Genomic DNA, 14,445 nt, shown 5'->3' with positions numbered 1-14,445 from the left:
CGAGGGGTGTTCGTGGCCAGTCGGCCCTCCGGGGGGAGTTTTTCGGGCCAGATGAAACAGGGGACCTGCGCTAGACGTCATCCCGCGTAGGATCGTCCGGATGGCTGGAGAACAGCGCGATTTTGTTGCCTTGGGGGTCGCGCAGATACCCGACATAGAACCGTGCGCCGTAGGTGGGCCGGAACCCCGGCGCGCCCTCATCCGTGCCACCAGCGGCGAGGCCTGCAGCGTGCAGCGCGCGCACTTGTGTCTGGTCGTGTGCCTCAAACGCCACCATCGCGCCATTGCCTGCACTGGCAGGCGCGCCGTTGAACGTGGGTTTGACGTAGAACTCTGGCTGGGTGGGGGGCTGGCCGTCCGGCACAGGCAGCGCGAAGCTCAGCCCCTCCGGCCCCTCGGACAGGCGATAGCCCAGCGCGGGCAAAATCGCGACGTAGAAGTTTTTCGCGCGGGCCAGATCATCGGCCCCGATCGTCACATAGGCAATCATGTCCACAATAGGGACCAGCGCCGCGCGCAAGACAAGGCGCACGAAAAAGGCCGCGCCTTTCACAAGATACGGCCCCACGCGTCATGAAAATGACTTAGCCGATCACAGCGTTATCATCGCGTTTGATCGCCACAATGGTGGAGCGTGCCAGCGATCCTTCCCCATCGGGGAACGGAGCCTTCGGGTGCTGGATGCCCACAAAGGCTGTGCGGCGGTCGGATGACCATGTGATCCCCGTGACCTCGGACCCGTTGGGGCCGGTCATGAAGCGTTCAATCTGGCCGGTGACCGGATCCCCCACCAGCATCTGGTTGTTGCCCATTCCGGCAAAGCCGTCTTCGTTGCTGTCGTCCCCGTCCGTCTGGATCCACAACAGGCCGGAGCTGTCGAACATCATCCCGTCGGGGCTGTTGAACATATTGCCCACGTTCACGTTGTCCGACCCGGCATAGGCGTCGCCATGCACGGACGGGTTGCCTGCCATGACATACAGGTCCCATGTGAAATCGACCGCCGCGTGGTTGTCGCCTTCGGGATACCAGCGCACGATCTGGCCGTAGGTGTTTTCCGCACGCGGGTTGGGGCCGTTCACGGGCGTGTCGTCGCCGCCTGCATTGGCCTTTACGGCGCGGTTCTTGTTGTTGGTCAGCGCACAGTAGCCTTCGACCGCCACAGGGTTCACGGCGACCCATTCGGGGCGGTCCATGGTGGTGGCGCCTACGGCTGAGGCCGCGATGCGGGTGTGAATGGCAATTTCTGCGGCATCCATGCCCGTCGCCTCGGGCGTCAGCGCGATCCATTCCCCGCGACCGTCATCGTTGAAGCGGGCGGCATAAAGCTGACCGTTCACCAACAGATCAGACGTGTCACCGCCCGGCGTATACACCCCGTCAGAGACGTATTTGTACATGAACTCACCGCGTTCATCGTCGCCCATGTAGACGACCACGCGGCCATCAGGGGCCACAGCGCAGGCGGCGTTTTCGTGTTTGAACCGGCCCAGCGCGGTGTGTTTCACCGGGGTCGACGTCGGATCGGCAGGGTCGATTTCCACGATGTAGCCAAAGCGGTTCGGCTCATTCGGAGTTTGGGACAGATCAAACCGCGCATCGAATTTTTCGTAGGCATACCGCCCCTCAAGCCCGATCCCGTAGCGCGCAAAGGCGTCAGACCGTTCAAAACGCGCATCCGTTGACCCGAAATAGCCGTTGAAATTCTCTTCGCAGGTCAGATAGGTGCCCCAAGGCGTCTTGCCCGCGCCGCAGTTGTTCAGCGTGCCAAGCACCGTCAGGCCTTCGGGGTCCGCACCGGTTTTCAGCAGGTCGTGACCCGCCGCGGGGCCCGTCAGGGTCATCGGTGTCGTGTGGGTGATCCGGCGGTTCAGGTCACTGTCGACAACAATCTGCCAGCCATCGGGGCCTTCGGCGACCTCGAACACGGCCACGCCTTGGGCGTTTTGCAACAGGGTCACATCCTCAAGGCTCGTAACCTCACCGCCCGTGCGCGGCAGGTTCGTGCCGGTGTTGGCGTATTCATGGTTCACGGCGATAACCTGACGGCCGCCCACGTTGAACAGCTCCATCCCGTCGGTGTTTTCCCCGATGGCACGGGCCTGACCCTGAGGCGTGACACCGGTCACCGCATCAAAGTCCGGCGCGTCGGAAAACAGCGCGTCCCCCCATTTGGCCACCGGCGCCCAGTTGTAGCCCTCGGGCACATGAATGGTGAAATCCGTGGCAATCGGAATGGGCGTAAAGGCGAACCGCGTGGTTGCCGCCTGTGCGGAGGTGCTGTTCAGCAGGCCGGTGCCCATGACAGCCGCACCCGATCCCATGGCCAGCACACGGCCCAGAAACCCGCGGCGCGACATGGCCGACGCGACAACCGCGTCAAATTCGGTATCTTCCGGGCGCGGGTCATGCAATTCGTCCCAGTCGTCCCAGCTCAGGTGTGCGCGTTCGATGTCTTTCATGACAGATCCTCGAATTGAAAAGGCCACCCCGTGCGGCCCTATGCCCATCCGACATCACCCCCGAGGATGACGGTGCGATGACGGTTCTGTTTCGGATCGGTTATGATCTGATGAGACTTTTGTAACGGCGCAGCACAGCGCCCGGCCCTCGGCCCCATTTAACAAAGTTGCAAAAAACCGCCTCGCCACGACATTTTCGCAATTTGTGCTGTTGACGCCCCAAATCGCCTTGGGCATAAACCCCACACGCAAAAGGAGCCTTCGGATGAACATCGTCCTAGTACTTGTAGGAAAAACGCGCATGGGCCGGTAACGGTTGACCCTGATAAGGTTCCCATGCGCCCCCGAAATCTTCGGGGGCTTTTTTATGCGACACGACAACATGACACGCGACATATCGAGGATAGAACAATGTCAGCTCAAATGACCGGTGCAAAAATGGTAGTCCAGGCTCTGATTGATCAGGGTGTGGACACAGTCTTTGGCTATCCCGGTGGCGCGGTCCTTCCGATCTATGACGAAATTTTCCAGCAAAACTCGATCAAGCACATTCTGGTGCGGCATGAACAGGGTGCGGTTCACGCCGCCGAAGGCTATGCGCGGTCCACCGGCAAGCCCGGTGTGGCGCTGGTGACCTCCGGCCCCGGGGCCACCAATGCGGTGACCGGCCTGACCGATGCGCTGATGGACAGCATCCCGATCATTGTGTTCACCGGTCAGGTGCCGACCTTCATGATCGGGTCCGACGCGTTTCAGGAGGCCGACACCGTCGGCATCACGCGTCCGTGCACCAAACACAACTGGCTGGTGAAAGAGACAGACAAGCTGTCGGGCACCATCCACGAGGCGTTCCACGTCGCCACATCGGGCCGCCCCGGTCCTGTTCTGGTGGACATTCCCAAGGATGTGCAATTCGCGTCCGGCACCTACGCCAAACCCAACCCCGGCAAATCGCATTACCAGCCGTCCGTCAAAGGCGACATTGAAGGCATCACCGATCTGGTCGCCGCCATGGAAAAGGCCAAACGCCCGATTTTCTATACCGGCGGTGGCGTCATCAACTCCGGCCCTGCCGCGTCGCAACTGCTGCGCGAACTGGTGGAGGCCACGGGCTTTCCCATCACTTCAACCCTGATGGGTCTGGGCGCCTACCCTGCGTCGGGTGAGCATTGGATCGGGATGTTGGGGATGCACGGCCTGTATGAGGCGAACATGGCGATGCACGATTGCGATCTGATGATCAACATCGGCGCGCGCTTTGATGACCGGATCACGGGCCGGCTGGACGCGTTCAGCCCCAAGTCCAAGAAAGCGCACATCGACATCGACCCAAGTTCGATCAACAAGGTGATCCAGACCGACATTCCGATCATTGGCGATGTGGCCCATGTGTTGGAAGACATCCTCAAGGTCTGGAAATCCCGTGGCCGCAAAACCAACGCCGAAGGCGTGACCAAATGGCGGCACCAGATCGCCGACTGGAAAAAGGTCAACTGTCTGGCTTTCACGCAAGAGGGCAAGGTGATCAAACCCCAACACGCCCTCACCCGGCTTGAGGCTTTGACCAAGGACCGACAGGATCGCTACATCTGTACCGAAGTGGGCCAGCACCAGATGTGGGCCGCGCAGTATCTGGGTTTTGAAAACCCCAACCAGTGGATGACGTCGGGCGGCCTTGGCACCATGGGCTACGGCTTTCCTGCGTCCATCGGTGTGCAAATGGCGCATCCGGATGCCCTCGTCATCAACGTCGCCGGTGAGGCATCCTGGCTGATGAACATGCAGGAAATGGGCACAGCGGTGCAATACAACCTGCCCGTCAAACAGTTCATCCTGAACAATGAACGTCTGGGCATGGTGCGCCAGTGGCAGGAACTGCTGCACGGGGAACGCTATTCCTCCAGCTGGTCCGAAAGCCTGCCCGATTTCGTCAAACTGGCCGAAGCCTTTGGTGCCAAGGGCATCATATGCTCCGATCCGGCCGATCTGGACGAAGCGATCATGGAAATGATCGCCCACCCCGGCCCTGTGATCTTTGACTGTCTGGTGGAAAAGCATGAAAACTGCTTCCCCATGATCCCGTCGGGCAAGGCCCACAATGAAATGCTGCTGGGTGAGGCCGAAACACAAGGCGTCATCGACGCCAAGGGGTCGGTCCTCGTCTGATCATGACACTGGTTTGTGAAAACACCGGTCTTCACACGCCACAACGGGCGCGCCCTTTCGGGGGCGGCCCGTCTGTCAGACATGAAAAAGGCGACCCCTATGGGGCCGCCCTCACTGCAAACACGACAGGGTGTTACCCGAGTTCGTTTTCCAGCCACTGTTCTGCTTCGCCACGTTCGGCGGCGTCGATGGTGCCGTCACCATTGATGTCGAAAACCATCTCGTTCATCTCGATGATTTCGTCGATGGTCACTTCACCGTCTTCGTTCATATCCATTGTTGGATCCAGCACAGCCGCGTTCACGTCAAAATCTTCAAACGCAACATTGGCGGCAGCGGCGGAGCCGATTACGGCAACGGCGGCGGATGCGATCAGGGAATTCATAAGCTTGGTCATGGTAGTCTCCGTTCAGTTGTATGGCCTGATGCCATCCGCGAAACGGACGCAACGGGCTTCATCAATTCAACACACGACCCCGTCCTGCGGTTCCAAATCTGCGCAAGAAAACCCGCATGGGTTGCGCAGCGCGCTGGAATATTACGGCTTTTTCCCGCGCTGCTTTGCACAAACCGGCCCTGCATACGAACACCGCAGACCCTCAGCAGGCACAAAAAAAGGCAGCCCCGCCGGGGCTGCCCAATCTGACCTGCAGTCAGGATATCTTTACGAGTTTTCAAGCATCTGTTCGGCGATGCCCTGCTCGTTTGCGTCGATCGTGCCGTCGCCGTCCAGATCGAAGACCGCTTCGTTGGCGCGGATGATCTCGTCGTCGGTTGTCTCACCGTCGTCGTTCAGATCGTTGGTCGGGTCCAGACGTGCGGCGTTCACGTCAAAATCAATCTCCATGGTGTCGGCCGTGTCGACCTCGACCATTTCGACCATCATCATGCCGGAATCGTCCAGCGCGATTGTGCCGCCGGACATGATGGCCTGCTCGGCCACGCCACGTTCGTCCGCATCAATGGCACCGTTGCCGTCAAGGTCGAAAATCGCCATGTTGCCGTCGATGATTTCATCGTTGTCGATCTCGGTGTCGCCATCCGTATCAAGGCTCAGGTCCAGACGTGCGCTGTTGACGTCGAATTCATGGCCAGCTGCAAAGGCGGGCGCGGACAGTGCAATCAGGGTTGCCGTTGTGGCCGCGAGTGTTTTTGTGGTGAAAGTCATGGTAGTCTCCAAGTTATATGCCCCGGAAGTGACAGACAGAGTGTCCGTTAGGGCGATGCAGACCCAACACGCCCCTCACGGATTAAGTTCCACAGGCGCGTTTCGCAGGGGGACCGCGTTGTGCTAACCCCTTGTAATACATCCATAACAATTCGTGAGCGGCTGGTCAGATGCACCCGCGCCCTCGCCGTCCCAGTCTTTACCGGGGCTCTCACAGCCTGCACCGGCGGCACGATTGCCAGCTTCATGCCCGGACAGACCATCACCGTTGAAGGCGTGCCCTTCACCGTCACCGACACCGCGGGCGGAGTCACCGTGCGCAACTTCGAAACCGGGTTTACCGATCCGGCCCTGCTGCTCTCCTATGCAGCCATCGCCGCCCGGCGCGTCACCGGCTGCCCCGTCACCAACATCACCAAGGACACCGGCGTGAACACCTACCGCGCCGCCCTTGATTGCCCCCCATCCTGAAGGAGCCACCCCCATGTCTGCACTCAAACTCAAAAAAGGCGCGTCATCCCATTCCGCCTACAACCTGCGTCCGACGTTCTCGGACCACGAAGAACGCCACACGCTGGCCGTTCTGGTCGAAAACGAACCGGGCGTTCTGGCGCGCGTCATCGGGCTGTTTTCGGGCCGTGGCTACAACATCGAAAGCCTCACGGTGGCCGAGGTGGACCACACCGGCCACCTCAGCCGCATCACCGTCGTGACCACCGGCACCCCCCAGACCATCAACCAGATCACCGCCCAACTGGGCCGCATCGTTTCGGTGCGCGATGTCCATGACCTGACCCAGGAAGGCCGCGCCGTGGAACGCGAACTGGCCCTGTTCAAGGTCGCCGGCAAAGGCGAGGACCGGGTCGAGGCCCTGCGTCTGGCCGATGTGTTCCGCGCCAATGTGGTCGACAGCACGCTGGACAGCTTCACCTTTGAAATCACCGGCACCTCGGAAAAGATCGACGCCTTTGCCGACCTCATGCGCCCCATCGGCCTGCAGGAAATGGCCCGCACCGGTGTCGCAGCCCTGTCGCGCGGCGAAATCTGACGCCGCACACAAAAAACCCCTCGGCCTTTGCGGGGCCAAGGGGCAGTGCCACCCTCTGCTTGGGGAACATCGGGCAGCCTCAGGACGACGGAGCGATCAGCCGCCCTGAAAGGGAGGGGTCGTCGTCACTCGTCCGCAGGCATCAATCCCGCCTCTTGCGCCGCCATCACCTCGGCGGCATCCAGCAGGCCGTCACCGGTGGTGTCCATGGCGGTGAAATCCTCTGCCGTCAGGTCCGGCAGGGCGACACCCAGTTCGGGAAAGCTGTAGAACCCGTCACCGTTCACATCAATTTCCGCGTCGATCTCCTGCGCCTGCGCGGTCAGTGCGGCCAGGGTCAGAACCCCGGCGAATGCGGCTGTCATGGTCTTCATACGTGATCTCCTTTGGGACATGGATCAAAGTCGTCTGTGCAAGGTTATCTGCCTTGCATCCCTGTGATAGGCCCCCCGCCCCCGCCGTGCGACAGCCCCGTCACCGGCGGGCGGTTTTCGGCGATCCTTGGTCAAAACCGGGGTGTGGCATGGGCGGCGCACCGCCTTTGCAACGCCTCCCGACCGCCACAGGCAAAACCCGGCCCACCTGATCGCGCCCCATGGGCCGCTTGCCGCCCAATGCCGCGTCGCGGCTACAGCCCCCATGTGCCATGCCGCCCCCCCGTGCCGCGCCCTGTCCCGCCATGTCGCGCAATGCCATTTCGGTGTCGTCAACCTATCGGACAGGGCCCCTGCCCCGTGCCTAGGCTGGCCCCATCCCCGTTGCACGAAAGGACAGATCATGGCCAAAGACCACGACACCACCGCCCTTGATGCCGTCCGCAAACCGGTCGAGGCGGCAAACGGCCTGCCCAACGCCCATTATACCGACCCGGATGTCTTCCAGTCCGAGGCGCGCGCGACCCTGCACGCCACATGGGCGGGCCTTGCCGTGGCAGCCGACGTGCCCGAAGCAGGCTGCGCCAAACCGCTGGATTTCACCGGCATCCCCCTGCTGCTGCTGCGCGACAAGGACGGCGTGGTCCGCGTGTTCCAGAACATCTGCCGCCACCGCGGCATGATCCTCGTGGACGAACCCCGCAAGATCGAAGGCGCGATCCGCTGCCCCTATCATTCGTGGTGCTACTCGACGAAAGGGGCCCTCGTCTCCACCCCCCATGTGGGCGGACCCGGTCACAACACACATGAGGCCATCGACAAAGACAACTTGGGCCTGATCGAGGTCCGCAGCCACGTCTGGCGCGATATCGTCTTTATCAACCTGTCCGGTGACGCGCCCCCCTTCGAAGACCTCCACGCCGATCTGATCCACCGCTGGCGGGATCACGACCAGCCGCTTTTTCATGGCGGGGCCGACAGCCGCTTTACCCTCGATGTGGCCTGCAACTGGAAACTCGCCGTCGAAAACTACTGTGAAAGCTATCACCTGCCGTGGGTCCACCCCGGCCTGAACAGCTATTCCCGTCTCGAAGACCACTACAACATCGAAAGCTACGGCCGGTATTCCGGTCAGGGCACCTTGGTCTACCGCCAGCTTCAAGATGACGCTGGCCGGACCTTCCCCGATTTCGCGGACCTGCCGGATTTCTGGAACGAAGGCGCGGAATACATTGCCCTGTATCCCAACGTCCTGCTGGGCGCGCAGCGCGACCACGCCTTTGCCATCATCCTTGACCCCGTGGGCCACAACCGCACAGCGGAACACATCCACCTCTATTACGCGGACCCCGACACCGACGACGCCCTGCGGACCGCCAACGCCGCCCAATGGAAAACCGTCTTCGAAGAAGACATTTCCGTCGTCGAAGGCATGCAACGCGGTCGGTCGGCGCCCGGTTTTGACGGGGGTCGCTTTTCACCCGCCATGGACAGCCCCACCCATTGCTTTCACCATTGGGTGGCGGGGCAACTGCAAGCGGCAGAATGACCGACCTGAACGCGCAACTGCTGGCCGCCCACAGCACGGGCGACACCTACGCCCTCGTAGCGCTCTACACCCAAGCCGCGGATCAGGCCCCCGACACCGACGCCGCCTGCTTCTTTCTGACCCACGCCTATATCTTCGCGCTGGAAACCGCCCACCCCGACGCGGGCCCCCTTCATGCGCGCCTCAAATCCCAAGGCCGCGTCTGATCCCCCTCATCTTTGTCTCGAAAATATCCCGGGTGAGCGCGCAGCGCGAGGGCAGAGCCCTCCTTTCCCTCACGTCACCTGCCTTTCCCTTGATGTGAAAGGTCACAATGGTTAACGCTATGACGCGACCGGCGCCGTAATGAAAGACCAAGACCCATGCCCCGCGATATCATCATCGACACCGATCCCGGACAGGACGACGCCATCGCGATCCTGCTGGCCCTCGCTTCGCCTGAATTGAATGTGCTGGGCATCACCGCCGTGGCCGGCAACGTGCCGCTGGCCCTGACCCAGAAAAACGCGCGCATCGTGTGCGAACTGGCGGGCAGACCGGACACACTCGTCTTTGCGGGCTGCGACGCGCCGCTGAAACGCAAACTGGTCACCGCCGAACATGTCCACGGCAAAACCGGTCTTGACGGCCCGCAACTGGCCGATCCCACAATGCCCCTGCAAGACCGGCACGCGGTGGACTGGATCATCGACACCTGCCGCGCGGCGGCCCCGGACAGCATCACCCTGTGTCCCCTTGGCCCGCTGACCAACATCGCCACCGCCCTCACCCGCGCCCCCGAGATCAAACAGGCCATTGCCGAGATTGTCCTGATGGGCGGCGGCTATTTCGAAGGCGGCAACATCACCCCAACCGCCGAATTCAACATCTACGTGGACCCCGAGGCCGCCGATATCGTCTTCTCCGCCGGACTGCCCCTGACAGCCATGCCGCTGGATATGACCCACAAGGCGCTGACAACCAAACCCCGCATCGACGCCTTCCGCGCGCTTGGCACAAGGGTGGGCGACATGACCGCCGCCTGGACCGACTTTTTCGAACGCTTCGATATGGAAAAATACGGCTCCGAAGGCGCGCCTTTGCATGATCCGACGGTCATTGCCTATCTGATCCAGCCGGACCTGTTCACCGGTCGCCACATCAATGTGGAAATCGAAACGCAGTCCGACCTGACGCTGGGCATGACCGTGGCCGACTGGTGGCGCGTCACCGACCGCGCGCCCAACTGCATGTTCATGGGTGATCTGGACGCCGAAGGCTTCTACGCGCTGCTGGCGGACAGGCTCGCCCGTTACAGCTAGGGCCTCTGGTCTTTCGCCGCCCCCGCAGGCACAAGGACGCCATGACCACCGCCATGCACCTTGCCACCCCCGACGACGCACCGCGTCTGCTGCCGCTGATTGCGGCCTTTCATGCCGAATACGGGCTGGACACGACCGACGACACCCGCGCCGCCGCCCTTGCGCCGCTGCTGGCGGGCTCCCCCCACGGGGCCGCATGGCTCTTTGGTCCGGCGCGCGCGCCCACGGGCTACGTCATCATCACCTTCGGCTGGTCCATGGAACTGGGCGGGATGGAGGCTTTTGTCGACGAACTCTTCATCCGCCCCGCCGTGCGCAAACGCGGCCTCGCCTCCGAGGTGCTGCACACGGTCGCCGCCAGTCTGGCGGATGTCGGCGTCAAAGCGCTCCACCTTGAGGTTGACCGCAGCGACGAAGCGACCCAGCGTCTCTACTCCCGCGCGCATTTCAAACTACGTGATCGCTACGCGCTGATGACCCGCGTGCTGTAGACGGCCAACCGCCCCGGCCATACCGGTCGTCATACGCCAGCCATGCCGCCAAATCCGAGGTTCCAGATGCCCCTGTCCCTGCCGTTCGACACCACCTACCTGACCCTGCCGGACCGGTTCTACACCCGCCAGACAGCGGCCCCCGTCAGCGACCCGCAGCTGATCGTCTTCAACCACGCGCTGGCCGCTGATCTGGGCCTTGAGACCGGCACCATGACCGACGCAGAGGCCGCCGCGATCTTCTCCGGCAACGCCCTGCCCGACACGGCCACACCCTTCGCGCAGGTCTATGCGGGCCACCAGTTCGGCGGCTTTTCGCCCCAGTTGGGCGACGGGCGCGCGCTGCATCTGGGGGAACTCGACAGCCCGCTTGGCCGCGTGGATATCCAACTCAAAGGCTCCGGCCCCACGCCCTATTCGCGCAGCGGTGACGGGCGCGCATGGGTAGGCCCCGTCTTGCGCGAATACCTGATGAGCTGCGCCATGCAGGCCCTTGATATCCCGACAACAAAAGCACTCGCCGCCGTGACGACCGGCGACCGGGTTCTGCGCGAACAAGGCCCGCTGCCCGGCGCGATTGTGACCCGCGTCGCGGCCTCCCACATCCGTGTGGGCACGTTCCAATTCTTCGCCGCACGCGGCGATGTAGAAGCCCTCGAAAAGCTGACCGGCTACACCATCGCGCGCCACTACCCGGATGCGGGCGGCCCCTCGGGCCTGCTGGAACAGGTCATGGCCAGACAGGCGCGGCTGGTGGCCCTTTGGATGGCGCACGGGTTCATTCACGGCGTGATGAACACCGACAATGTGCAGATCGCCGGTGAGACGATTGATTACGGCCCCTGCGCCTTTATGGACACCTATCACCCCGACACGGTCTTCAGCTCGATCGACCATCAGGGTCGCTACGCATACTCCAACCAACCCCCGATAACCCACTGGAATTTGGCGCAATTTGCCACGGCCCTCGTGCCGGTTATGCCCGATCAGGATCAGGCGATCGAGGACTTCACAGCTGTCATCAATCGTTTTCCGGCGCTGTTCCAGTCCGAATGGACCCGCGCCTTTGCGCCCAAACTGGGCCTGCCCGCCACGGATCAGGCGGCGGTGCTTGCCCAAGATTTGCTGGACCACATGGCGAAGGCCAAAGCCGATTTCACCAACACCTTTGCGAATTTGCACCAGACGGCGACGACCTTTCCCGACTGGCATAAAACATGGCGCGCCGCAGACCCCGACGACGCCCTTTGGGCGCGCCACAACCCGCAGGTCATCCCCCGCACCCACAAAATCGAAGAGGCCATTCAGGCCGCCACCACCGGCGACTATGCGCCGTTCCACGCCCTGCTGGCCGCCGTGACAAACCCGTTCACCAAAAACGAACCCTACATGCAGCCGCCGGACCCGAACGAAAAAGTCCTGCAAACCTTCTGCGGCACCTAAATCGCATCGCGCCGTCGCCCCAAAATTCGCGAATTTTGGTCCCCCCACGAAAAAGGCCGGACGCAACGCCCGGCCTTTTCAATACCTTATCGGGCAAAGCTCACTCGATCACGGTGACCTCAACCATGCGGTCGGCCTCACCCACCACAGCGCCATTTGGCCCCGTGCCCAGCTTGATCGCATCGACCACATCCATGCCCTCCGTCACCTCACCGATGATCGTATACTGACCATCCAGAAACGGCCCGTCTTCGAACATGATAAAGAACTGGCTGTTGGCCGAATTGGGGTTCTGCGACCGCGCCATGCCGACCTTGCCACGGGTAAAAGACATCTCGGTCGTGGCCTCCAACGGGATATCGCCCAGATCGGACCCGCCGGTGCCCGCACGGCGCATATCAAACGCCGCATCGGTGCTGTCACCAAAGGCCACATCGCCCGTTTGCGCCATAAAGCCGTCGATCACGCGGTGAAACACCACACCATCATAGGCACCCTCGGCGGCCAAAGCGGTGATCTGCGCCGCATGAAGCGGTGCGACATCTTCGAACAGATCAATGGTGATCACACCCTCGGCCTCACCGGCGACGGTAATTTCGATCCCGCCCGCCTGTGCCATTCCGGCACACAGCGTGGCCGCAACAACCGCGCGCTTAAACATCGGCTGCCACCTTCATGGAGATCATCCGGTCGGGGTTCATCGGCGGCTCACCACGGGTGATCGCGTCCACGTGTTCCATACCGGAGGTGACTTGGCCGTAGACCGTGTACTGGCCGTTCAGAAAGTCATTGTCCTTGAAGTTGATGAAGAACTGGCTGTTGGCCGAGTTCGGGTTGGCCGACCGCGCAGCACCAATGGACCCGCGCGCATGGGGGATGCGGGAGAATTCTGCCGGCAGATCAGGCATATCGGACCCGCCGGTGCCCGCGCGACCGATGTTGAAATCCTTTTCCATGTTGCCATTGGCCACATCGCCGGTCTGGGCCATGAAGCCGTCGATCACACGGTGGAACGCCACATTGTCATAGGCACCGGCGCGCACCAGTTCTTTCATACGCTGCACATGGGCGGGGGCCACGTCGGGCAGCAGTTCAATCGTCACTGTCCCGTCTTTAAGTTCCATCAGGATCGTGTTCTCGGGGTCTTTGATCTCGGCCATGCCGGTCTCCTTTTCATCTGCGTTGGCGCGAACCTATGCGCGGCGCACGGGGATTCCAACCCGCCAAAACCCCATCCGGTTGACGCCCCGCACCCGATTGGCGATGAACGCGCCATAACAAAGGAGAGACCCATGGGCTGGAACACACTCGACGATATGGATTTGGACGGCAAAATCGTACTCACCCGCGTGGACATCAACGTGCCTGTGGAGGATGGCAAAGTCACCGACGCCACCCGCATCGAACGGATCAAACCGACAATCACCGACATCCTCGCCAAGGGGGGCAAGCCCGTGATGCTGGCCCACTTTGGTCGGCCCAAGGGCGAATACGTCCCTGACATGTCCCTGCGTGTCACCGTGCCCACGCTTGAGGCCACGTTGGGCCGCCCCGTCACCTTCATCGAACGCCCCGACCGCCAAACGATCGAGGCCACCCCGGCGGACGCTGTGATCCTCATCGAAAACACGCGTTTTTCGGCTATGGAAGAGGCGAACGATCCCAAAATGGCGCAGTTCCTCGCCTCCCTCGGCGATGTGTTCTGCAACGATGCCTTCTCCGCCGCCCACCGCGCCCATGCCTCGACCACCGGCGTGGCCGAACTGCTGCCCAACTGCGCAGGCCGCCTGATGGCCGAAGAACTGCAGGCGCTGGAAAAGGCGCTTGGCAGCCCCGAACGGCCTGTGGTGGCTGTGGTGGGCGGGGCGAAAGTCTCCACCAAGCTGGACCTGCTTGGCAATCTGATCGACAAGGTCGATGTCATCGTCATCGGCGGCGGAATGGCCAATACGTTCCTCGCCGCTCAGGGCCTCGATGTGGGCAAATCGCTGTGTGAACACGATCTGGCCGACACCGCGCGCGACATCGCGGACAAAGCCGCCAAGGCGGGCTGCGAACTGCTGCTGCCCCGTGACGTGGTTGTCGCGGCTGAGTTCAAGGCCGGTGCCGATGCCAAAACCGTCATGGCCGAGGACGTGCCCGCCGACATGATGATCCTTGATGCAGGCCCCGACAGCGTGGCGCATATCGCGCAGGTCTTTGCCCGTGCCAAAACCGTGATCTGGAACGGCCCACTGGGCGCGTTTGAGATTGAGCCCTTCCACAAAGCCACCTACGCCGCAGCCCAGGATGCGGCGGCCAAAACCAAAGCCGGTGACCTGATCACCGTGGCCGGCGGTGGCGACACGGTGGCCGCGCTGAACCAAGCGGGTGTGGCCGACGATTTCACCTACATTTCCTCCGCCGGTGGCGCGTTTCTGGAATGGATGGAGGGGAAAACCCT

General features: G+C 62.1%; 16 protein-coding genes. 9 read left to right on the top strand and 7 right to left on the bottom strand.

Annotation, left to right across the window (positions count from 1 at the left end; translation table 11 throughout):
* Positions 1–70: 70 nt before the first annotated feature.
* Positions 71–490 carry a VOC family protein gene (locus tag QZ653_RS02525; RefSeq protein WP_296417436.1) on the bottom strand — a complete coding sequence of 140 codons (420 nt, stop codon included), beginning with the start codon at positions 488–490 and terminating at the stop codon, positions 71–73.
* Between the two features lie 94 nt (positions 491–584).
* Entirely contained in the window at positions 585–2,462 is a 1,878-nt protein-coding gene (locus QZ653_RS02520; RefSeq protein WP_296417395.1) for a PhoX family protein, read from the bottom strand.
* A gap of 411 nt (positions 2,463–2,873) precedes the next feature.
* On the opposite strand from QZ653_RS02520, the gene QZ653_RS02515 reads away from it, so the two are divergent.
* The gene (locus QZ653_RS02515; RefSeq protein WP_296417394.1) at positions 2,874–4,628 is read left to right on the top strand and encodes an acetolactate synthase 3 large subunit; all 1,755 of its coding nucleotides are present in this window, start codon (positions 2,874–2,876) and stop codon (positions 4,626–4,628) included.
* Between the two features lie 133 nt (positions 4,629–4,761).
* Here QZ653_RS02515 and QZ653_RS02510 read toward each other — a convergent pair whose 3' ends face one another.
* Both QZ653_RS02510 and QZ653_RS02505 read right to left on the bottom strand, forming a co-directional pair.
* Positions 4,762–5,025: a hypothetical protein gene (locus QZ653_RS02510; RefSeq protein WP_296417393.1), complete on the bottom strand. Its 264-nt coding sequence runs from the start codon at positions 5,023–5,025 to the stop codon at positions 4,762–4,764.
* A 267-nt stretch (positions 5,026–5,292) separates the two neighbouring features.
* Positions 5,293–5,796, bottom strand: a complete 504-nt coding sequence (locus QZ653_RS02505; RefSeq protein WP_296417392.1) for a hypothetical protein — start codon at positions 5,794–5,796, stop codon at positions 5,293–5,295.
* Positions 5,797–6,042: 246 nt separating this feature from the next.
* Here QZ653_RS02505 and QZ653_RS02500 point away from each other — a divergent pair, with 246 nt between their 5' ends.
* Positions 6,043–6,267, top strand: a complete 225-nt coding sequence (locus QZ653_RS02500; RefSeq protein ID WP_296417391.1) for a hypothetical protein — start codon at positions 6,043–6,045, stop codon at positions 6,265–6,267.
* Positions 6,268–6,280: 13 nt separating this feature from the next.
* Positions 6,281–6,844, top strand: a complete 564-nt coding sequence (ilvN, locus tag QZ653_RS02495; protein WP_296417390.1) for an acetolactate synthase small subunit — start codon at positions 6,281–6,283, stop codon at positions 6,842–6,844.
* Between the two features lie 125 nt (positions 6,845–6,969).
* On the opposite strand, the gene QZ653_RS02490 is transcribed toward ilvN, so the two are convergent.
* Positions 6,970–7,218, bottom strand: coding sequence for a hypothetical protein (locus QZ653_RS02490; RefSeq protein WP_296417388.1), 249 nt, complete (start codon positions 7,216–7,218; stop codon positions 6,970–6,972).
* Positions 7,219–7,621: 403 nt separating this feature from the next.
* On the opposite strand from QZ653_RS02490, the gene QZ653_RS02485 reads away from it, so the two are divergent.
* The 5 genes from QZ653_RS02485 (at position 7,622) to QZ653_RS02465 (ending at position 12,002) form a co-directional block, all read left to right on the top strand.
* Positions 7,622–8,767 (top strand): aromatic ring-hydroxylating oxygenase subunit alpha, encoded by a 1,146-nt coding sequence (locus tag QZ653_RS02485; protein ID WP_296417387.1) that lies wholly within the window; start codon positions 7,622–7,624, stop codon positions 8,765–8,767.
* On the top strand, positions 8,764–8,973 hold the full coding sequence (locus tag QZ653_RS02480; protein WP_296417386.1) for a hypothetical protein: 210 nt from the start codon (positions 8,764–8,766) through the stop codon (positions 8,971–8,973). Before QZ653_RS02485 ends, QZ653_RS02480 begins: the two co-directional genes overlap by 4 nt.
* Before the next feature lie 156 nt (positions 8,974–9,129).
* Entirely contained in the window at positions 9,130–10,068 is a 939-nt protein-coding gene (locus QZ653_RS02475) for a nucleoside hydrolase (RefSeq protein ID WP_296417385.1), read from the top strand.
* A gap of 41 nt (positions 10,069–10,109) precedes the next feature.
* Positions 10,110–10,559 carry a GNAT family N-acetyltransferase gene (locus tag QZ653_RS02470; protein WP_296417384.1) on the top strand — a complete coding sequence of 150 codons (450 nt, stop codon included), beginning with the start codon at positions 10,110–10,112 and terminating at the stop codon, positions 10,557–10,559.
* Positions 10,560–10,625: 66 nt separating this feature from the next.
* Entirely contained in the window at positions 10,626–12,002 is a 1,377-nt protein-coding gene (locus QZ653_RS02465; protein ID WP_296417383.1) for a protein adenylyltransferase SelO, read from the top strand.
* Between the two features lie 100 nt (positions 12,003–12,102).
* Here QZ653_RS02465 and QZ653_RS02460 read toward each other — a convergent pair whose 3' ends face one another.
* On the bottom strand, positions 12,103–12,663 hold the full coding sequence (locus QZ653_RS02460; protein WP_296417382.1) for a peptidylprolyl isomerase: 561 nt from the start codon (positions 12,661–12,663) through the stop codon (positions 12,103–12,105).
* Positions 12,656–13,162 (bottom strand): peptidylprolyl isomerase, encoded by a 507-nt coding sequence (locus QZ653_RS02455; RefSeq protein ID WP_296417381.1) that lies wholly within the window; start codon positions 13,160–13,162, stop codon positions 12,656–12,658. The genes QZ653_RS02460 and QZ653_RS02455 overlap by 8 nt, the downstream gene beginning before the upstream one ends.
* A 132-nt stretch (positions 13,163–13,294) precedes the next feature.
* Between QZ653_RS02455 and QZ653_RS02450 the strand changes: the two genes are divergently transcribed.
* A partial coding sequence (locus QZ653_RS02450; RefSeq protein ID WP_296417380.1) for a phosphoglycerate kinase occupies positions 13,295–14,445 on the top strand: 1,151 nt, incomplete at its 3' end.

The organism is Pseudooctadecabacter sp., from assembly GCF_020627745.1.
In the GTDB taxonomy this organism is placed as follows: Bacteria; Pseudomonadota; Alphaproteobacteria; order Rhodobacterales; family Rhodobacteraceae; genus Octadecabacter.
This window is presented reverse-complemented; position numbering and strand designations above follow the sequence as displayed.

Bases quoted from the DNA above. Each gene is read 5' to 3' on its own strand.
- ilvN (WP_296417390.1), top strand. From the start codon at position 6,281: ATGTCTGCACTCAAACTCAAAAAAGGCGCGTCATCCCATTCCGCCTAC.
- QZ653_RS02490 (WP_296417388.1), bottom strand. From the start codon at position 7,218: ATGAAGACCATGACAGCCGCATTCGCCGGGGTTCTGACCCTGGCCGCA.
- QZ653_RS02460 (WP_296417382.1), bottom strand. From the start codon at position 12,663: ATGTTTAAGCGCGCGGTTGTTGCGGCCACGCTGTGTGCCGGAATGGCA.
- QZ653_RS02520 (WP_296417395.1), bottom strand. From the start codon at position 2,462: ATGAAAGACATCGAACGCGCACACCTGAGCTGGGACGACTGGGACGAA.
- QZ653_RS02465 (WP_296417383.1), top strand. From the start codon at position 10,626: ATGCCCCTGTCCCTGCCGTTCGACACCACCTACCTGACCCTGCCGGAC.
- QZ653_RS02480 (WP_296417386.1), top strand. From the start codon at position 8,764: ATGACCGACCTGAACGCGCAACTGCTGGCCGCCCACAGCACGGGCGAC.
- QZ653_RS02510 (WP_296417393.1), bottom strand. From the start codon at position 5,025: ATGACCAAGCTTATGAATTCCCTGATCGCATCCGCCGCCGTTGCCGTA.
- QZ653_RS02525 (WP_296417436.1), bottom strand. From the start codon at position 490: ATGATTGCCTATGTGACGATCGGGGCCGATGATCTGGCCCGCGCGAAA.
- QZ653_RS02505 (WP_296417392.1), bottom strand. From the start codon at position 5,796: ATGACTTTCACCACAAAAACACTCGCGGCCACAACGGCAACCCTGATT.
- QZ653_RS02470 (WP_296417384.1), top strand. From the start codon at position 10,110: ATGACCACCGCCATGCACCTTGCCACCCCCGACGACGCACCGCGTCTG.
- QZ653_RS02455 (WP_296417381.1), bottom strand. From the start codon at position 13,162: ATGGCCGAGATCAAAGACCCCGAGAACACGATCCTGATGGAACTTAAA.
- QZ653_RS02475 (WP_296417385.1), top strand. From the start codon at position 9,130: ATGCCCCGCGATATCATCATCGACACCGATCCCGGACAGGACGACGCC.
- QZ653_RS02515 (WP_296417394.1), top strand. From the start codon at position 2,874: ATGTCAGCTCAAATGACCGGTGCAAAAATGGTAGTCCAGGCTCTGATT.
- QZ653_RS02500 (WP_296417391.1), top strand. From the start codon at position 6,043: ATGCCCGGACAGACCATCACCGTTGAAGGCGTGCCCTTCACCGTCACC.
- QZ653_RS02485 (WP_296417387.1), top strand. From the start codon at position 7,622: ATGGCCAAAGACCACGACACCACCGCCCTTGATGCCGTCCGCAAACCG.